The sequence below is a fragment of the Desulfovibrio sp. 3_1_syn3 genome, from assembly GCF_000145315.2.
Taxonomy (GTDB): Bacteria; Desulfobacterota; Desulfovibrionia; order Desulfovibrionales; family Desulfovibrionaceae; genus Desulfovibrio; species Desulfovibrio fairfieldensis.
The window spans coordinates 2028023-2047282 of sequence record NZ_ADDR02000001.1 but is presented as its reverse complement, the minus strand read 5'-3'; the positions used below and the strand labels follow the sequence as shown (position 1 = coordinate 2047282).

The window sequence follows — 19260 nt, the reverse complement described above, 5'->3', positions numbered from 1 at the left end:
CTCCCTCGGCCGCAAGCGGGCGCGGTCTGGACAACCCGCGCCCTTAACGGCGCGCCCCGATGTTTGCCGCATCGGGGCGCGCTTCAGTCCGGACGCAATGCTTTTATGCCGACGAAGCCAGCGGCTCGCCGTAATAGGCCTTGCGGTATAGCTCCTTGAGTTCCGCGATGAGCGGATAACGCGGATTGGAAGCCGTGCACTGGTCGTCAAAGGCCTGTTCGGCCATCTCGTCCAGCTTTTGCAGGAAATCGGCTTCCGCAATGCCCGCTTCGCGCAGGGACGCGGGAATGCCCAGGTCGCACTTGAGAGCCTCGATGGCCCGCACCAGGCGGGCTGTCTTTTCCGCGCGCGCATCGGGCCCGTCCCCCTCCACGTCGTCGGCCAGATGCAGCATGTCCGCGATGCGGGCATAGCGGCCCTTGACCCAAGGGTATTTGTACTGGGGCAGCATGCCCTGCTTGGTGGGCGTGTCCGTGGCGTTGTACTCGATGACGTAGGACAGCAGGATGGCGTTAGCCAGACCGTGCGGCAGATGGAAATAGGAACCCAGGGTATGCGCCAGGGAGTGGCAGACGCCCAGGAAGGCGTTGGCAAAGGCCATGCCCGCCATGGTGGCCGCGTAGTGCATTTTTTCGCGCGGGATCAGCCGTTCCTCGCCGCCCGCATAGGAGCGGCGCAGATACTTGAAGACCAGGCGCACGGCCTCCATGGCCTGGCCGTCCGCGAAATTGGTGGCAAGGGTGGAGGTGTAGGCCTCAACGGCATGGGTCAGCACGTCCAGGCCCGCATTGGCGATCAGCGAGGGCGGCAGGTCCATGACGAATTCCGGGTCCACAATGGCCATGTCCGGGGTCAGGGCGTAGTCGGCAAGCGGATATTTGACGCCGGTGCGGTTGTCGGTGATCACCGCAAAGGGCGTCACTTCCGAGCCGGTGCCGGACGTGGTGGGAATGGCCACCATCACAGCCTTTTTGCCCAGATCCGGGAAGGAGACCACCCGCTTGCGGATGTCCATGAAGCGCAGGGCAATGTCGTCGAACCTGATGTCCGGCACCTCGTAGAGCAGCCAGATGATCTTGGCCGCGTCCATGGGCGAGCCGCCGCCCAAAGCAATGAACATGTCCGGCTGAAAGGCGTTGACCATATCCAGGGCTTTCTGGGCCGTGGCGATGTCCGGATCGGGCTGCACGCCGGAAAAGACGCGTACCTCCATGCCCATGTTTTCCAGCACTTCGCTCACCTTGCGCACGTGCCCCAGTTGTTCCATGGTCGTGTCCGTGATGATGCAGGCCCGGCGGCGGTCCTTGTATTCCTCCAATGCCGGACGCAGCGCCCCGAGCTTGAAGTAAATCTTGGGCGGCACGCGGAACCAGAGCATGTTCTCACGGCGGCAGGCCACGGTCTTGACGTTCATGAGATGTTTCACCCCGATGTTTTCGCTGACGGAATTGCCGCCCCAACTGCCGCAGCCCAGCGTCAGGGACGGCGCGACGCGGAAGTTGTACACGTCGCCGATGGCTCCCTGCGAGGCGGGCATGTTGACCAGCACCCGCCCGGTGGTCATGGCGTCCTCAAAGGCCTGGATATGCTCCGCGTTGCTTTCGCGGGTATAGAGCACCGAGGTGTGCCCGGCCCCGCCCAGCAGCACCAGGCTCTGGGCCGTGTCCACGGCGGCCGGAAAATCCGGCACGCGGTAAAAGCCCAGCACCGGCGAAAGTTTTTCGTGGGCAAAGGGATCGTCGGGCCTGACCGCCGGGCGCTCGGCAATGAGCACCTTGGTGCTTTCCGGCAGGGAGATCCCGGCCATGGCCGCGATGCGCGCGGCGGACTGCCCCACAATGGCGCTGTTCAGCGCGCCGTCCAGAAAGAGGGTTTTGGCCAGGGCCTCGCTTTGCCCCTCGTCGGCGAACCAGGCCCCGCGCCGGATGAATTCCTCGCGCACGGCGTCGGCAATGGCGGCTTCGACCACCACGGTCTGTTCCGAGGCGCAGATCATGCCGTTGTCAAACGTCTTGCTGAGCAGGATGGAATTGACCGCCATCTTGACGTCAGCCGTGGCGTCGATGATCACCGGCGTGTTGCCCGCGCCCACGCCGATGGCCGGAGTGCCGGAGCTGTAGGCCGCGCGCACCATGCCCGGCCCGCCGGTGGCCAGAATCAGGTTGACGCTTCGGTGGCTCATGAGGTGCTGGGTCAGTTCCGGCGAGGGTTCCTCCAGGCAGTCGATGATGTTTTCCGGGGCCCCGGCTTCCACGGCTGCCTTCAGAATGATCATGGCCGCCGCCCTGGTGCTGCGTTTGGCGCGCGGATGCGGCGAAAAGATGATTCCGTTGCGGGTCTTGAGACAGAGCAAGGCCTTGAAAATGGCCGTGGACGTGGGATTGGTGGTGGGCACGATGCCCGCCACCAGCCCCAGGGGCGCGGCTATTTCGCGATAGCCGGAAACCGGGTCGTCCTCAATGATCCCGCAGGTCTTGCTGTCCTTATACTTATTGTAGACGTATTCCGAGGCAAAGTGATTCTTGATCACCTTGTCCTCCAGAATGCCCATGCCGGTTTCCTCCACAGCCATTTTGGCCAGGGCGATACGCTTGGAAGTGGCGGCGGCCGCCGCGTGGTGGAAAATGGCGTCCACCTGTCCCTGGTCGTAGCGGGCGAAAACGGCCTGCGCGGCGCGGACGCGCTCAATCATGGCGTCCAGTTGTTGTGTGCTCGTGGTCATATCTGCCTCAGTGCGTTGCGGTTCAGATGTTAGCTTCATTCAATATACTATAAGCACTCTGCCCTGCCGTGGCGAGCCGGGCAAGAGTGCGGACTCCGCCGGCGCCCCTGAAACACGACACGAAAAAGGGGAGGCCGCCCTCCCCTTTTTTTGCATCTTGTCCGTTGTCGCCGTCAGAAGCGGTTTTTAACGCAGTTCGCGCATACGGCGGATGGCTTCTTCCGTATCCTCAAGCGACCCGAAGGCCGTCAGGCGCACATAGCCTTCCCCGCTGGCGCCGAAGCCCGCGCCCGGCGTGCAGACCAAGGCCGCCGAGTGCAGCAGATGGTCAAAGAAGCCCCAGGAATCCATGCCCTTGGGCACGCTCACCCAGATATAGGGGGCGTTGACCCCGCCGAAGACTTCCAGGCCCATTTCCTTCATGGCCGCGCTGAGCAGAGCGGCGTTGCTCTGATAGCCCTTGATCACGCCCTCGATCTGACGGCGGCCTTCCTCGCCGTACACAGCGGCGGCGGCGCGCTGCACAATGTAGGGGCAGCCGTTGTACTTGGTGCACTGGCGGCGGTTCCAGAGGCCGTTGAGCCCCACCTTGCCGCCCTTGCCGTCGCTGACCTGCAGAGCCTTGGGCACCACGGTGTAGGCGCAGCGCAGGCCCGTGAAACCGGCGGTTTTGGAAAAGCTGCGGAACTCCACAGCCACTTCCTGCGCGCCCTCCAGCTCGTAGATGCTGTGCGGCACGTCCGGATCGCGGATAAAGGCCTCATAGGCCGAATCAAAGAGGATCACGCAGCCCTCGCGCCGGGCATAATCCACCCAGCCCTGCAAGGCCGCGCGATTGAGCACGGTGCCCGTGGGGTTGTTGGGATAGCAGAGGTAGATCATATCCGGCCGGGTCTTGGGAAAGTCCGGCACGAAGTTGTTGGCCTTGACGCAGGGCAGATAGACAAGCCTGCTCCACTGCTTGTTGACCAGTTCCCCGGCGCGCCCGGCCATGACGTTGGAATCCACATAGACCGGATAGACCGGGTCCGTGACGGCCACAATGCTGTCCTGGGCGAAGAGCTCCTGAAAATTGCCCACGTCGGACTTGGCCCCGTCGCTGACGAAGATTTCGTCCGGGCTCAGGTTCACGCCGCGCGCCTTGTAATCATACTCCATGATCAGATCGCGCAGGAAGTCATAGCCCTGTTCCGGGCCGTAGCCGTGAAAATGCGCGGCGTCGCCCATTTCGTCCACGGCCTTGTGCAGGGCTTCGATGACAGCCGGAACCAGGGGCCGCGTCACATCGCCGATGCCCAGGCTGATGACCCGGCTGTCGGGATTGGAATCCTTAAAATCCGCGACCTTGCGCGCAATGTCGGCAAAAAGATAATTGCTCTGGAGCTTGAGAAAATTCGTATTGATCGTAATCATGCCGTCCTCGATATTGTCAGATGAAATAGACGCCGTCAAAAACGGCCACAGCGCCGCCCGTCATATAGACGTGGTCGTCGCTCTTGTCCCAGTCGATATGCAGCACGCCGCCCCTGAGTTCCACGTCCAGCGAACGGCCCGTATGGCCGTTGAGCACGCTGGCGACCGCCGCGGCGCACGCGCCGGTGCCGCAGGCCAGGGTTTCCCCGGCGCCGCGCTCCCAGACGCGCATTTTGATTTTCGTGGAGGAAATCACCTCCACAAATTCCGTATTGGTGCGTTTGGGGAAAATGGGATGGTGCTCGAACAGCGGACCCAGCTTGGGCAGATCCAGATCGTCGATGCCCTGCATGAAAACCACGGCGTGCGGATTGCCCATGGATACGGCGGTTACCGCATACGTGCGTCCTCCCACCTCCACGGGCCGGGCGATAAAGCGCTGCGGATCTTCGCCCTCGGTGAGCGCCGGGGCGAGCACCACAGGAATGAGATCCGGGGCAAGCACGGGCTCGCCCATATCCACGGTGGCCCCGCGGACCTCCCCGGCCTCGAAGAGCAGGCGGATAATCTTGATGCCCGCCGCTGTTTCCAGGCGGATGACGTCTTTGTTGACTATGCCGTGATCGTGCGCGTACTTGCCCACGCAACGGGTGGCGTTGCCGCACATTTCGGCTTCCGAACCGTCGGCGTTGAACATGCGCATGCGCAGATCGGCCACGCCCGAGGGCAAAATCAGCACCAGGCCGTCTGAGCCCACGCCGAAATGGCGGTCGCTGATCCGTTTGGCCAGTTCGCCGGGGTTGTCCACCCGTTCCTCAAAACCGTTCACGTAGACGTAGTCATTGCCGATGCCCTGCATCTTGGTGAAACGCAATCCCGCGACCATATAGTGACTCCTTCCCTTCCGGCGGCGCGCCTTACGCCGGTTCCGCCGAGAGGTTCATTCAGTAAGGATAGCTGTTTTTTATAGATTGAAAAATACTGAAAGTAAAGACAGGCACGTTTGTTCCGCCGCCGCGCGCGGGAAGCGCGGTCCGGCGGGTCCGGCTTGCACGAGGACGCCAGAGGCGGGAAGCCGCCAGACTTCCCGCCTCTCCGCGCCACGCCGCTGCCGTCCGTTGCGGCGGACAGGCCCGGGGCGACGCGTCCCGTCACCTTACGGCCACGGGGGTCGGGAACAGGGCGATTCATCTTCCCCCCCGGGATGAGACCCCCCTCCCCAACACTCAATCCGGAATTCCACCTAGTGCGCCCAGAGCAGCTCAGAATACTTGGGCAGCACCCACAGGCTGTCCTCCACCAGCCTTTCCAACGTGTCGGCATGCGCGCGGCATTCGTTCATGGCGGTCAGAATGCCGTCGCGCGCTTCCCTGGCCTGTTCCAGAGCGCCTTCGACGCTCCGGGTTTTTTCCACGGCCTTTTCCAGCTTGTCCACGCCGATCCGCAGGGCCGTGATATGGGTACGCAGAAGATTGAAATATTCCTCCTCGCTCCTGGCTGACGTGTCGCCCAGCACGGCGCGGGTCTTGATCACCACGTCGGCGGCCCTGGCCTGGGCTTCCAGGCACTGCGGCAGCACCATGGAGCGCAGCATGTCGGCCATCAAATGGCCTTCAATAAGGAGAGTCTTGCCGTAATTTTCCAGCAGTATTTCCTGGCGGGCCAGAATTTCGCGCTCGCTCAGGATGCCGTGCCGCAAAAAGACGTTCATCACCTCCGGATCGCTGTAATGTTCCAGCGCGGTCACGGTATTGTTGTGGTTGGGCAGCTTGCGTTCGGCCGCTTCCACGGGCCAGGCCTCGGAATAGCCGTTGCCGTTGAAGACCACGGGCATATGCTCCCTGAACAGCCGGGGCAGCAGCTCCCGCAGGGCCGCGTTCAGCTCCGTGCCCGCGGAAAGCGCGGCTTCCAGTTCGGTGGCGATGTCGTCCAGGGCGCAGGCCACAGCGGCGTTGAGCGCGATGTTCACCGGAGCCACGGACTGCGAGGAGCCCACGGCCCGGAACTCGAACTTGTTGCCGGTAAAGGCGAAGGGGCTGGTGCGGTTGCGGTCGGAAAGGTCCACGGGCAGGGGCGGCAGTGTGGAAACGCCCACCTCCATGACCGGATTCTTTTTGCTTCCGGTGTGGCTGCCGTGGATTATGCTGTCCAGCACCTCGGTGAGCTGCTCGCCCAGATAGACCGAAAGGATGGCCGGAGGCGCTTCATTGGCCCCCAGGCGGTGATCGTTGCCCGCGCCCACGGTGCCCAGGCGCAGGGCCGTTCCGTGTTTGTGCACGGCGCGCAGCACCGCGGCCAGAAAGACCAGGAACTGCGCGTTGTCCTGCGGCGTGGTGCCGGGGTTGAGCAGATTCTGGCCGTCGGAATCGCACATGGACCAGTTGTTGTGCTTGCCGCTGCCGTTGACACCGGCAAAGGGCTTTTCGTGCAGCAGGCAGACGAAACCGTGCCTGCCCGCCATATGCCGCATCATGTTCATGATCAGCATATTGTGGTCGCAGGCGATGTTGGCTTCCTCATAGACTGGCGCGATTTCAAACTGGCCGGGGGCCACTTCGTTGTGGCGGGTCTTGGCCGGAATGCCCAGGGCCAGCAGTTCGTTTTCCACGTCCTGCATGAAACTCATGACCCGTCCGGGGATGGCCCCGAAGTAATGGTCCTCCATTTCCTGGCCCTTGGGCGAGGGCGCGCCCAGCAGGGTGCGGCCCGCCAGCATGATGTCCGGACGCAGGGCGGCCAGGTTTTTGTCCACCAGAAAGTATTCCTGCTCCGGCCCGACCATGGCCCGCACATAACCGGCGGACGTGTTGCCGAAGAGCTTCAGGATGCGCAGGGCCTGCCGGGACAGGGCGGAAATGGAGCGCAGCAGCGGAATTTTGCGGTCCAGGGCCTCGCCGGAATAGGAATAAAAGTAGGTCGGAATGTGCAGGGTCGCGCCGTAGGGGCCGGGAATGATGAAGACCGGCGCCGAGGGGTCCCAGGCGGTGTAGCCGCGCGCCTCAAAAGTGGAGCGGATGCCGCCCGACGGAAAGGACGAGGCGTCCGGCTCGCCGCTGATCAGCATTCTTCCGGAAAATTCGCTGATGACCTGCCCTTCGGCCGTGGGTGAGAGAAAAGCGTCGTGCTTCTCGGCGGTCAGGCCGGTCATGGGGTGGAACCAGTGGGTATAGTGGGTCGCGCCGCGCTCAATGGCCCAGTCCTTCATGGCGTTGGCCACCACATCGGCGATTTCCGGATTCAGGCGCTCGCCGTCGCGAATGGTCTTGACCAGCTTGCGGTAAACGTCCTTGGGCAGGCGCTTGCGCATCACGGCCAAGCCGAACACGTTGCGTCCGAAAATCTCGCCCGCCTCGTGCGCCCGCTCCTCCCGGCAGGAAGGAACCACCGGCTTTGCCTCAACAGCCTTGAACACCGCCTTTTTACGGGGGGAACTCATCGTATTGTCTCCTTTCCGGTTTGCCGGCCGCGTCTAGAGCGCGTCGTTGCCGCGCTCGCCCGTGCGGATGCGCACCGCGTCCAGCACGTCGCTGATGAAAATCTTGCCGTCGCCCACCTGACCCGTGCGGGCCGTGGCCACCACCGCGCCGAGCACCCGTTCCAGAGCCTCGTCGTGCAGCACCAATTCAATCTTGATCTTGGGCAGGCAGTCCACCTGCATGGTGGTGCCCCGGTAGACTTCGGTATGCCCGTGCTGGCGGCCAAAGCCCCTGATTTCCGAATAGTTCATGCCGTGAATGCCCAGCTTTGAAAGCTCGTCCTTGACCTTGTCGAACATGCCGGGCCGGATGATGATTTCCAGTTTCTTCATGACAGACTCCCTTTGCCGCTTACGGCTTACAGCGAGTAGCCGCGTTCATTGTGTTCGCTCAGATCCAGGCCGGTATACTCCGCTTCGGGAGCGACCCGCAGGCCCACGGTGGAATCCACGATGCCGAGCAGGATGCGGCTGACCACATAGACGAAGGCCCAGGTGCCCAGCACGGAGACGAACTGCACCCAGAGCTGATGCGGATTGCCGTAGAACAGGCCGTCCACATTATTGATGGCCGCGCTGGCGAAAAGGCCGGTAGCCAGCGCGCCCCAGGTGCCGCCCAGGCCGTGGATGCCCACCACGTCCAGGGCGTCGTCATAGCCGAACCTGTTCTTGAGCAGCACGCCGCCGTAGCAGACCATGCCGCCGATGAAGCCGATCAGCATGGCGGGCAGCAAGCCCACGAAGCCCGCGCCGGGGGTGATGGCCACCAGACCGGCCAGAGCCCCGGAAACAGCGCCCAGGCTGGTTGGCTTGCCCGTGCGCTTCCACTCCACCAGCATCCAGCCGAGGATGCCGCAGGCCGAGGCCAGATGCGTGGTCAGCAAAGCCTGACCGGCCAGCGGACCGGCGGACAGGGCGCTGCCCGCGTTGAAACCGAACCAGCCGAACCAGAGCAGGCCGCCGCCCAGCAGGGTGAAAGGCAGATTATTGGGTGTGAAGCTCTGCGGGCCGGTGGACAGGCGGGGCCCCAGAGCCTGGGCGCAAGCCAGCGCGCCAGCGCCGGAGGCCATGTGCACCACCGCGCCGCCCGCGAAGTCCACGGCGCCCATTTTTGCCATCCAGCCGCCGCCCCAGACCCAATGGGCCATGGGCGCATAGGCGAAGATCAGCCAGAGACCCGAAAATAGCAGCATGGCCGAAAAGCGGATGCGTTCGGCGTACGCGCCGGAAATCAGGGCCACGGTCAGAACCGCGAACATGCACTGGAAGGCCACAAAAACGGTATGCGGCAGATTGGATGCGGCCGGAGCGGCCGTGCCCTCAACCCCGTTCAGAAAAAGGTAGGAAAAGTTACCGATCACGCCGCCGAGGTCATCGCCGAAGGCCAGGGTGTAGCCCACCAGGGCCCAAAGCACGGTGATCAGCCCCAGGCTGGCGTAACTGTGCATGTGGGTGGAAAGCACATTGCGCGCCCGAACCAGGCCGCCGTAAAACAGGGCCAGCGCCGGGGTCATCAGCATGACCATTGTGGCGCAGATGATCACAAAAGCCGTATCCGAAGCGTTCATCACAAACTCCCTTGTGGCCGCTGCCACACGCGCTTTCCGTCGCTTCGCCTTCCCGGGGACGGCAAGCGTCCGGAATGCGCGGCGGCCTATCCGGCCGGACAAAAACTCCGGGGATGGAACCGGCGCCGTGGTCCACCCCCAACGCGGCACATGCCGCGCCTCCTGTTGTGCTCCAAGGCACAATCCATGCCAGAGCCGCAAAGCAGAGGGATCAGACATATACTATCCTAATTTTGCAGATTATTTTTAGTTCCTCGAAAGAGACGGTTGCGAGCTTCACCGGCAAACAGGCCTACTTTTCTACAAAATTGTCGAAAAAAAAGAATCGGCTCTTCCACCGGGTAAACCGAAGGAAGAGCCGATTCATGAAAAATCATGTAAAATCAGTATATTATATCTATGGTTTCAAAATAGACATTTTTGTCGTTTTTCACATCAAGATTGTTTGGACAATCAATCCCTGCCCTGTTTCCAATGAGAAACGGCGAATCTCCCGACTGTGCCGGCGCACCGGCGGTCCGTTTCAAAAAATAACATTTTTGTCGATTTTATGAAATCATACTGTCTGCGGCGGGCGGCGCGCCCTTCCGAACCGGACGGAAGGCTTTGTAACTGATGCCGTATTTTTTCAGGCGCAGGGCCATGATCCGCTCGGTCAGGCCCAGGCTTGCCGCCGCCCTGCCGATCTGCCCTTGGCTGGATTCCAGGGCCTCCACAATGCAGGCCCGTTCCAGTTCGTCCAGACGCTCCCGCAGACTGCCCGCGAAACCGGGCCGGATGACGCAGCAATCCGCGCCGTCCCGGCCTTCGCGGATGCTGTGTAGGGAAGGCGGCAGGTGCTGGGGCAGCACCAGGCTCTCGCGGCCCAGAAGCAGCACGGCGCGCTCCATGACGTTTTCCAGCTCGCGGATATTGCCGGGCCAGGCGTAACGCTGGAGCATATCCATCACGGCCAGGGAAAGGCGCACGTTCTTCCGCCCGTTGGCCGCGGCGAATTTTGCAATAAAATGACCGGCCAGGGGCAGGATATCCTCGGGGCGCAGGCGCAGAGGCGGCAAAGAAATGGGAAAGACATTCAGACGGTAGAACAGATCGCGGCGGAAGCTCCCCTCCTCCACCATCCGCTCCAGGTCGCGGTTGGTGGCGGTGATGAAGCGCACGTCCACATGTCTGGTTTCCATGCCGCCCAGGCGCTCAAAGGTGCGCTCCTGCAGAACGCGCAGCAATTTGGCCTGGGTCATGAGGGAAAGCTCGCCCACTTCGTCCAGAAACAGCGTGCCGCCGTCCGCCAGTTCAAAGCGGCCCTTGCGGGTGGCGCTGGCTCCGGTGAAGGCCCCGCGCTCGTGCCCGAACAGCTCGCTTTCAATAAGATTTTCCGGCAGGGCCGCGCAGTTGAGCGAAATAAAGGACCGGGGAGCGCGGGCGCTGCCCGCGTGAATGGCCCTGGCCGCCAGTTCCTTGCCTGTGCCGGATTCGCCCTGCAAAAAAACCGTGGTCGCGGACGGGGCCACCTGAGCGATCTGGGCGTAGACCTTCTGCATGCTTTCCGAATTGCCCACAAAGCCCCTGGGCCGCAGGGAGGGGCGGCTTTCCTCATCCATGCGGCCCTGGGTTTCCAGGGCCGCGTGCCCCAAGAGGGTCGCTATGATCAACAGCAGACGCACCTCGTCTTCCAAGGTGGCCGCGTCGGCCAGGAGATGATCCACGGAAAGCGCGCCCACCACCTGATCATTGAGTCGGATAGGCACGCAGATGAAGGAGATGCCCTCCTTTTTCAGATCGCGCGAACGGGTTTTGTTCAGAAAAAGCGGCTCTTGGGAGACATTGGAGATATACATGGGGCGGCCGCTTTCAATGACCCGGCCGGTGATGCCCTCGCCGCGCACGTAGCGCCCGCGCCGACACTCGGCGGGCTTGAGCCCGTAGGCGGCTTCCGTGCGGATTTCGCCGGTCTGCGGCGACACCAGGGTGATGGCCCCGCGCATCATGTGCAGATGCCCGGCCATCAGAGCCAGGGCCTTGTCCAGGGCCTGGGCCACGTCGCTGGCGTCATTCATGACCCGGGCCAGCTCCAGCAGCAGGCGGAGCTGGCTTTCACAGTGCGCGGCAACGGAATCCGGCGTCAATGACGGCGTTGCGGCGGACGGCAAAGAGGAAGATTCGGCGCTGGGCATGGCGGAAAAATACCCCAGGCCGCACGGCCTTGCAATGCCGCCGTTGCGGGCCGCCCTGCGGCCGCTCCACCCGCCGCCGGATACGGCTTCCGCACGGCCGGTCGCGCTGCGACGCACGCTTGACACGGTACCGGCTTTCCTTTATAAGGGCCTCTCACCCGTCCCCATCGTCTAGCCGGCCCAGGACAACGGCCTTTCACGCCGTCGACAGGGGTTCAAATCCCCTTGGGGACGCCAAGTAAATTCAGGCACTTACAGAAATGTAAGTGCCTTTTCTTGTTTTGTGTACATGGCTTTGTGTACATTTTGTTGAGATGAAAGGCCGAAGTCCAAGCCCGGCTGGACGATGGGGACGCTTGGCCGGTGCGAAGTTACTCGCTTGGAATGAGTACTTAGTCGGGATAAAAGCAGGGAAAACTGTCTGTTGAGGGGGATTTATCCCTATGCCCGGAAATATCCTAATTGAAACATGATGTTATTGATTAAGTCTAAAACAAAAGCCAGTTGCGATAGCTTTACCGAAGCGAGGTTGTAAGTTAAGAAAATAGGAAATGTCAGGAAGCATCAAGACTTGAACTATTAACATGATAAAAGCAGGGTGGTTGTGAAGATGCCAAAATTTGAACTGATAGTGGCATTAATATCTTTGTTAATTTCTTTTGTTGCCCTTTTTGTTAGCTATCAAACATTTATGTATAAGTCACATGAGGACAAACTTGCACAAACTGAACTTATTCTACCTAAATCATCAAATAAAATAGTTCCAAAGTCGACATTAGATTTTATAAAAATTGGCAGTGCTCTTGACTCTGTTAAAGACATCTTAGGTTCACCATTTAAAACATATCGCGGATCTGGAGGATACTTTGCAGATGAAGCAGTAAAAGATAAAGTGTATTTATATTCTTTTAAAAATGTTGATATTAAAATAGAAACATCAGATGGCGAAAGTGTCAATGTGATTACCGTAGAACGTGGTAGCAAAGAACACCCCATTAATCTACCACCATTTGAAGGGATGGCTCTTGGAGTAACAACTATTGGCGATATGAAAGAAATGTGTGATTTTGAAAAAGCGAAAATTTTTACTAGCAGCAAAGAAATAGTGTTTATCAGCGAATGCTACCTTGGTAATCCTGGAAATTATCTTTATTACTCTTATGGATTTTATCCCACTCATGGAGAGAATTTTAACAATGGTAAATTTGTCAACCCTGATGGCACAGAGATAAATATAGATAGTCAACTGATTGACTTTTATTCAATTGCAAACGATGAAAATCGCGGAACAACTATTGGATGGCGCGAATTGAGATAATCTTTTTGTTTACTCAGAAAAGATTACACGCCGGACTCGGATTGAATATTTGATCGCGTTAAATGTGGGGAAAACGTCCACTAGAAGGAGTTATCCCTATGACACGCGACACCCTTACTGAAACAAAGATTAAATCGCTTAAGCCCAAAACCAAGCCTTACAAAGTTAGTGACGGCACCATCGGCGGGCTGCATATTGCCGTGTCTGTTGCGGGCGGCAAGGTCTTTTACTTTGCCTACCGCTTTGACGGCAAGTGGCGGCTGCTTCGCCTTGGCGCATACCCCTTGTTTAGTTTGGAGGAAGCGCGAGATTTGGCACGAGATGCCAAAAAACAGCTTGCCCAAGGCGTTGACCCCGCCGCTGCCACAAAAGCCGAGAAAGCCAAAGTCCGAGCCAATGCTACTACCTTCCGTATAGTAACGGCGCAATGGCTGGCATGGCGGCAGTCGGCCTTGGGTGCCGTTACGGTTGATGATACGGTAAAACGCTTGGAACGGCATGTGTTGCCCCGTTTCGGCGACAAGCCTATTGCGGAAGTTGCCAAGGCTGACGTAAAGGCCGTTTTGGATACCTTACAGGCAGAAAACAAGTATCAGACCTTGAAAAAGGTTCGTAATAACATTTCCCAAATCCTGCGCTATGCCATTGACCAGGAAATACCAGGTGTTGAAGTGGACTGGACGAAACTTGTCCACCGTCAGTATGCGAACCTTGCCTTGCGGGAAAAGCACCGGGCAGCAATCACCACGCCGAAAGAAATCGCTGGCCTGATGCTGGCTATTGGCGCTTACCGCGACAGCAGCCAGCTTACCCACTTGGCCTTGAAATTTTCGGCCTTAACCTTTTGCCGTCCTGGTGAGATTCGCCGCGCCGAGTGGGACGAAATTGATTGGGAAAACAAGCTGTGGCGCATTCCTGCCGAAAAGATGAAAATGCGGCAGCCGCACTTGGTGCCACTGGCAAAACAGGCATTGGACGTGTTACGAGAATTGCAGACAATAAGCGGACATACCCGCTATTTATTCCCAAGCGTACGCAGCACCGAACGCCCGATGTCCGAGGCCACTGTTAACGGTGCCATACGCCGCATGGGATATGAAAAGCATCAGATGTGTGCCCACGGTTTTAGAGGCATGGCCTCAAGCATACTGAACGAGAAGGGTTTTAACCGCGATTGGATTGAGCGCCAGCTTGCCCACGCGCCACTGGACAAAGTACGGGCTGCATACTTGCATACCGAATTTTTGGAAGGCCGTTGTGAGATGATGGTTTGGTGGGCTAATTTTCTATGCAACAAGGACTAAATACATAAAGAGGCGAAAGTGGTTGCTAAAGGAAAAAATAGTAGTTTTTGCTTATTACCTTGGGGAAAGTCTTTTCGTGAAGGCGGTATGCTTGAGTTTTCTGACGCAGAGATAGCTGTGCTCCCTGTTATTGCAATCCACGCGGACAATAAGCAAAAGGCATATCCTGGATATGAACGCATATGCGCTTTGGCTAAAGTTAGCAAAGCAACAGTAGCTAAAGGCATTGACGGATTAGCAGATAAAGGGTTGATTGCCAAAACTACCAGCCTAACAGGGGCACAAAGCTACAATGAATATCGTCTTCTTTTTAGTTATGACAAAAATAATGACGACAAAAGCTATACTAGACAATGGATTGCTTTGCATCGTGAACTTTTTGAGTATGGCATATGGGGTGAAATGCCTCCCAAAAAACGCCGGGTCTATCTGATTTTAAAGGCCTTTGCTTGGTCTGGCCTTAGCTCAACCGAATTTGGCTACAACGGAGCAGAGTTTGTCGAAGTGTATGAGAGAAAAAAATGGCGAACATTACCACTATCTAACATCCAATTTTTGTCTGGAAGTGCTCATAGTGCAGCAGAATTTGCGAGATTGGCTGGCGTAGCAGATCGTACATACCGTGATGCAAAGGCGTGGCTTATCGATAATAGTTTAATAATACCTCATAGCGAAGGCAAGATAGATGGGTTCGTTATTCCCTTTTGGCCGAAGGCGTATTTTCGTGACGTAGTAGCAGCCATAAAAAAAGCAAAAGAAGAATCAGCACGCCGCCGCAACATGGGCAGTACAGGAGGGGCAAGGCGTAGCATGGGGGCAGCTTTGCGTCGCTTGAACCCCGTACCTAAAAAAGTTCCATTAGCAAAACGGTTACAGTCAGACGGTGGGGGGGAGTAAAAAAACAGCCTCCCTGTTAGTGGCAATGCGGCATAGCCGAGCGGCAACCACTATGTTGCTAAACGGCAAAACCAACACCACCAAACGGCAAAGAGAGTACTATAACTATAAATTACTAACTATACAAAAGAACAATATAATAACTATTGGCGGTCTGTTCGCCCGCCTTGTTTGGGTTATTTCATATTGTTGGTAAAACGACCCAAGGTAAGGCTCGCATCGCAAATAAAGTTAATTCTAGAATAATACACAGCACCCCGACCAATGTTCGAGTCATGCACGCGCATAAACTACTGAAAAACAGGGGATGCCAAAATAATCAACCCCACCCCTCGACTTCAGCGAGATTTGGCAGGAGAAACAATTTTCGAGATTTCGCCATTAAGCGGCTACATTTATCGTTTTCTCGCTGGAGATTGCTAAGACAGCGCAGATAAAGGTGTGCTTATCCAACGTGGTCAATACCACTTTATCCTAAGTTTATACTTCAACGCCAAAACGGCTTATGTCATCAACCATGCTTGCCGCTGCAAACATCTTACCAAAATCTTGGAGCATGATAGTATTGTTAATAGTGACCCCAACTTGAATTCCATTTTTTATATCTGGTATTTGATTGCCTTCTTGCCAAACGCCCGCTAAGTTTAGACTGTTCAAATGATTCATATAAACAAAAAAGTTATCAGGAAAATCCAATTTACTGACAGGAAAAGAATTATTTAAATTTTGCGGAGCCGCAAAAGTGTTGTCTGCCCTATTATATACGGCATATTGTTTTATTTTGAAGTTCTGCTGGTTTAGAAAATACAAGATTATTGCTTCATCACGCGATATGTTATCGATAATATTAGGGAATGCGGGGTGGGAATTTTTATGTTTAGTTTTATCTACAGACGAAGCTAAAAGATTGACAAACATTTCTGCAAGGATGCTGTCATCTTCCAAATAACGTAAAGACTCAAAGGATTTTCCTACAACTTGAGGAGATGCCACTACTAAATTCTCTTGCGGCACCTTGTCTGCTATGCGCTTGAGGTAATTTTGAAATCGATCCTGTTGGGTTGCTAAGTAATCTACAGGGGCAAGTAAAAACCTTGCTGTTTTTACTACATTTTTAAAGGCATCACCCAACTGTTGCGCTGATGGTTGTAGTAGGTCCTCATATATTTTTTCACCAGGAAGGAATTTTGATATATCTGGCAGCATACGTTTTTCCTGCTTACGTTTGTTGGCGTGGTCGCCCTTTGCTGTTTTGAGGCTTTTGCGGGCCAGCAGCCAGTTCAGCTTCTATAGCGCGTGCAAGGTCGGCGAATGTTATCCCTGTGGCGGCGGCAATTTGCACCAGCGCATTTATTGAATCGCCACGAACGCCTTGTTCCAACTTGGCAATATATACATCTGAAAGCCCGGCAAAGCCCGCAAGCTGAGCCTGCGTCCACCCCTTAGATTCGCGTATATCCTTAATAGTTTTGGCGATTGCCCAGTTTAGCCCTGCTACTTTTTCCATGCTAGCAAAGTACCGCAGGACTTGCTTTTAAAATGGTACAAATATACCATTTGATTGCCGCCATAAACCTTGGGAGGAAGTATGCGAGGACTAAAACGGTGTTTTTTCTGTGCGATATTGTTTAGCATCCTAGCCGGATGTGCAGCTAGGGAAACTCGAGAGCAAATACAAGTTCGGCTAGCTGAACAACAAAGGCAAGAAGAACAAATGCGCGAAGAAAGGGTATTAGCCGAAGTCGAGCGCAAAAAAATATTGCAGGAGCAAATCAATACGGCAGATTGTGGTGTGTACCCACAAAATTACAAATTGATTATACAGCAGTATATTCTTGACAGCTTAAAAGATGCTCGCTCAGCCCAGTTAAGATTTATAGACAACCCACGGAAAACATATTTTGAAGATAAGCATAACGGAAAGCTATCTACAGGTGAAACAGTATTCTGCTGGATAGTGAGCGTTAATGTTAATGCTAAAAATAGTTTTGGTACATATACAGGATTCCAAACTTGGCAATTTTACATTAGAGACGGCAAAATTATAAATGTATTTATTATTTCCTAGACGGAATAAGGCTAAGTGTACTTAACAGGCTGAGATTACCGCACAGTCCAAGTTGCTACAGGAGAAAACCATGTCCGCACAAATAAACGCCCATAGCCCTGAATTTCAGGCAATTATAGCTCAAGTGGAAACGGCGCTGACCCTAGCCGCCGAAGATGCCCGCGAGCTTGCCGAGCGCACAGGGACGCCCTTGGTGGTGCGCGACACGCAGGGAAACAAAAGCGGCGCTCAAACGGGGAGCAGTTCAAATCCCCCGGTGGACGCCAAGCGTTGATTTTTCAGTCGGGAAAAGATTAGGGAAAAATATTTAGCCAATAAATTCAGCCCAATGATCACAACGCCGTCGACAGGGGTTCAAATCCCCTTGGGGACGCCAAATTTGGGTATTACAAAGAGCGGCAAGGTACTAAAAGACCTTGCCGCTCTTGCTTTTCCGAGCTTAGTTGTAATCCCCACGTCCAGCCAAATCCAAGGTCATCCAAAAACTTTCCGGGTATTTTTGTGGGTATCGAACTGTGTTATGCAGCCCTGATACCCGGTTTTTGACGTAATATACTAAATTTTATAAGTATTATCGTCCATTCGGGTATCCCGTCATCCACGTTTGACCAAGGAGAACTCATCATGTCGCTCACCGATACCCGGATTAGAAACCTCAAATACCCTGGCAGGCCCGCAAAGTTCGCTGATGGCAATGGATTGTACCTATACCTGTCATCTTCCGGCAAAAAATTCTGGCGTATGGCTTACTATTTTGAGCGCAAGGAAAAAGTGCTCAGCTTCGGGGAATACCCGGTTATTACCCTGGAAAAGGCCCGTGAACTGCGGCTAGAGGCCAAACGGCTGCTTGCCGATGGCATTGACCCCGGAGCGCAGAAGAAAGCCGCCAAGGAAGAACAGCTTTCCGAGGCCAAAGACACCTTTCAAAATATCGCGCTTGAATGGCACGATACCCGCACCGCCGACTTCACTGAAAAGCACCGAGGAACAGTCTTGTACCGGATGGAAAAGTATATCTTCCCGGTCATCGGCAAAGAGCATATCGCCAGAATGGAAGCACCGGATATTCTCGCCGTGGTCAAACCCATCGAACTAAAGGGGCAGAACGAAACCGCCCGCCGCTTGCTGCAAATTATCAGTCAGGTTTATCGCTACGCCGTCATTACAGGCCGCGCCAAGCGCAACCCGGCAACTGATCTGCACGGCGCTTTGCGACCCCGCAAGGTAACGCACCGGGCAGCCGTAACGGAGTCGAAAAAAGTAGCCCAACTATTGCGCGACATTGACGTCTATGACGGCTATTTTTCCATTACTTGCGCTTTGCGTCTGGCCCCGCTCGTGTTCACCCGTCCTACCGAGCTACGCGCCGCCGAGTGGAGTGAATTCGACCTTGAGGCCCAAGAATGGCGCATCCCTGCCGAGCGCATGAAAATGAAGCAGATGCATATTGTTCCATTGTCCAAACAGGCGGTCAAAATCCTCAAGGAGCTACAACCCTTTTCCGGCAGCGGTAAATACCTGTTCCCATCCATAAGGACGGAAACCCGACCCATAGCTGACGCCACCATGCTCAACGCTCTACGGCGCATGGGCTATGCCAAGCATGAAATGTGCACCCACGGCTTCCGTTCCGTTGCTTCCACCTTGCTCAACGAGCTTGGTTACAACCGGGATTGGATAGAGCGCCAGCTTGCCCACGGAGAGCGCAACGATGTACGGGCCGCTTACAACTACGCTGAATATCTGCCGGAACGCCGCCGTATGATGCAGGAATGGGCCGACTACCTCGACAAACTCAAAGCAAGCTAGGGCTTGCTGGCTAACCGGCGGCGTCACGTTCCTTGCAGCGCGACACTTTTCAGGGTGTCACTCACAAGGAACGCGCCGCCGCCTCAAGGCCGCAAAAAAGCCAAGAAAGAAAGTATACCGTGACATACCTGGAGATTTTATCCAAAACCCGTCAAGTGTTTTTTTGAAGAAATTTAAGTATACCTCGGCGTCCCTGGACGTTGCAAAAGCCCCTCTTGAGGGACTTTTTTTCGGCCTTCTGAAAAACCCGTGCTAACAAAGTTCATATATCCAACGAACAGTCAGGAGGTTTGTTTATGTCCATCAGAATCCCCGAAACCGGCTTTCTCCGCTTGCCGCAAATCCTTGCCATCATCCCCATCAGTAAAAGCAGCTGGTGGGAAGGATGCCGTACCGGACGATTTCCAAAGCCGGTGAAGCTCGGCCCCCGCACCACCGTCTGGCGTGCTGAAGATATTACCGAATTTGTCCAGACCCTCGGCGCCATACCACAAACTGACAAGGATAGTTAG

General features: G+C 56.2%; 16 protein-coding genes and 1 tRNA gene. 8 read left to right on the top strand and 9 right to left on the bottom strand.

The annotated features are described in order from the left end of the window. Positions 1 to 103 precede the first annotated feature (103 nt). From adhE to HMPREF0326_RS08555, 7 genes are all read right to left on the bottom strand, one after another. Positions 104 to 2722, bottom strand: a complete 2619-nt coding sequence (gene adhE / locus HMPREF0326_RS08585) for a bifunctional acetaldehyde-CoA/alcohol dehydrogenase (RefSeq protein ID WP_020990445.1) — start codon at positions 2720 to 2722, stop codon at positions 104 to 106. Positions 2723 to 2908: 186 nt separating this feature from the next. Continuing rightward, entirely contained in the window at positions 2909 to 4135 is a 1227-nt protein-coding gene (locus HMPREF0326_RS08580; protein WP_008684560.1) for an LL-diaminopimelate aminotransferase, read from the bottom strand. A 16-nt stretch (positions 4136 to 4151) separates the two neighbouring features. Then, positions 4152 to 5021 (bottom strand): diaminopimelate epimerase, encoded by an 870-nt coding sequence (gene dapF / locus HMPREF0326_RS08575; RefSeq protein WP_008684562.1) that lies wholly within the window; start codon positions 5019 to 5021, stop codon positions 4152 to 4154. A 357-nt stretch (positions 5022 to 5378) separates the two neighbouring features. Then, positions 5379 to 7571 carry a glutamine synthetase III family protein gene (locus HMPREF0326_RS08570; protein ID WP_008684564.1) on the bottom strand — a complete coding sequence of 731 codons (2193 nt, stop codon included), beginning with the start codon at positions 7569 to 7571 and terminating at the stop codon, positions 5379 to 5381. Positions 7572 to 7604: 33 nt separating this feature from the next. Continuing rightward, positions 7605 to 7943 carry a P-II family nitrogen regulator gene (locus HMPREF0326_RS08565; RefSeq protein WP_008684566.1) on the bottom strand — a complete coding sequence of 113 codons (339 nt, stop codon included), beginning with the start codon at positions 7941 to 7943 and terminating at the stop codon, positions 7605 to 7607. A 26-nt stretch (positions 7944 to 7969) separates the two neighbouring features. After that, positions 7970 to 9178 carry an ammonium transporter gene (locus tag HMPREF0326_RS08560; protein ID WP_009301376.1) on the bottom strand — a complete coding sequence of 403 codons (1209 nt, stop codon included), beginning with the start codon at positions 9176 to 9178 and terminating at the stop codon, positions 7970 to 7972. Positions 9179 to 9726: 548 nt separating this feature from the next. After that, on the bottom strand, positions 9727 to 11478 hold the full coding sequence (locus HMPREF0326_RS08555) for a sigma-54 interaction domain-containing protein (protein WP_020990444.1): 1752 nt from the start codon (positions 11476 to 11478) through the stop codon (positions 9727 to 9729). A gap of 34 nt (positions 11479 to 11512) precedes the next feature. Between HMPREF0326_RS08555 and HMPREF0326_RS08550 the strand changes: the two genes are divergently transcribed. The 4 genes from HMPREF0326_RS08550 to HMPREF0326_RS16080 all read left to right on the top strand — a co-directional run bounded on the left by HMPREF0326_RS08550 (position 11513) and on the right by HMPREF0326_RS16080 (position 14871). Next, a tRNA-Glu gene (locus tag HMPREF0326_RS08550) sits at positions 11513 to 11589 on the top strand. A gap of 367 nt (positions 11590 to 11956) precedes the next feature. Beyond that, positions 11957 to 12670 carry a hypothetical protein gene (locus tag HMPREF0326_RS16770; protein ID WP_147568402.1) on the top strand — a complete coding sequence of 238 codons (714 nt, stop codon included), beginning with the start codon at positions 11957 to 11959 and terminating at the stop codon, positions 12668 to 12670. Positions 12671 to 12768: 98 nt separating this feature from the next. Then, complete coding sequence (locus tag HMPREF0326_RS08545; protein ID WP_008684573.1) at positions 12769 to 13974, top strand: tyrosine-type recombinase/integrase; 1206 nt, start codon at positions 12769 to 12771, stop codon at positions 13972 to 13974. A gap of 18 nt (positions 13975 to 13992) precedes the next feature. Beyond that, on the top strand, positions 13993 to 14871 hold the full coding sequence (locus HMPREF0326_RS16080) for a helix-turn-helix domain-containing protein (RefSeq protein WP_008684574.1): 879 nt from the start codon (positions 13993 to 13995) through the stop codon (positions 14869 to 14871). 480 nt (positions 14872 to 15351) lie between these two features. On the opposite strand, the gene HMPREF0326_RS08540 is transcribed toward HMPREF0326_RS16080, so the two are convergent. Both HMPREF0326_RS08540 and HMPREF0326_RS08535 read right to left on the bottom strand, forming a co-directional pair. Then, positions 15352 to 16077, bottom strand: coding sequence for a DUF4393 domain-containing protein (locus tag HMPREF0326_RS08540; protein WP_020990442.1), 726 nt, complete (start codon positions 16075 to 16077; stop codon positions 15352 to 15354). A 13-nt stretch (positions 16078 to 16090) separates the two neighbouring features. Then, positions 16091 to 16378 carry a helix-turn-helix domain-containing protein gene (locus HMPREF0326_RS08535; protein ID WP_008684576.1) on the bottom strand — a complete coding sequence of 96 codons (288 nt, stop codon included), beginning with the start codon at positions 16376 to 16378 and terminating at the stop codon, positions 16091 to 16093. A 207-nt stretch (positions 16379 to 16585) separates the two neighbouring features. Here HMPREF0326_RS08535 and HMPREF0326_RS16765 point away from each other — a divergent pair, with 207 nt between their 5' ends. The 4 genes from HMPREF0326_RS16765 to HMPREF0326_RS08520 all read left to right on the top strand — a co-directional run bounded on the left by HMPREF0326_RS16765 (position 16586) and on the right by HMPREF0326_RS08520 (position 19260). Further along, the gene (locus HMPREF0326_RS16765; RefSeq protein ID WP_147568401.1) at positions 16586 to 16939 is read left to right on the top strand and encodes a hypothetical protein; all 354 of its coding nucleotides are present in this window, start codon (positions 16586 to 16588) and stop codon (positions 16937 to 16939) included. Positions 16940 to 17009: 70 nt separating this feature from the next. Beyond that, complete coding sequence (locus HMPREF0326_RS08530) at positions 17010 to 17213, top strand: hypothetical protein (RefSeq protein ID WP_020990441.1); 204 nt, start codon at positions 17010 to 17012, stop codon at positions 17211 to 17213. 350 nt (positions 17214 to 17563) lie between these two features. Then, positions 17564 to 18748: a tyrosine-type recombinase/integrase gene (locus HMPREF0326_RS08525; protein WP_008684579.1), complete on the top strand. Its 1185-nt coding sequence runs from the start codon at positions 17564 to 17566 to the stop codon at positions 18746 to 18748. 296 nt (positions 18749 to 19044) lie between these two features. Beyond that, positions 19045 to 19260, top strand: coding sequence for a helix-turn-helix transcriptional regulator (locus HMPREF0326_RS08520; RefSeq protein ID WP_008684580.1), 216 nt, complete (start codon positions 19045 to 19047; stop codon positions 19258 to 19260).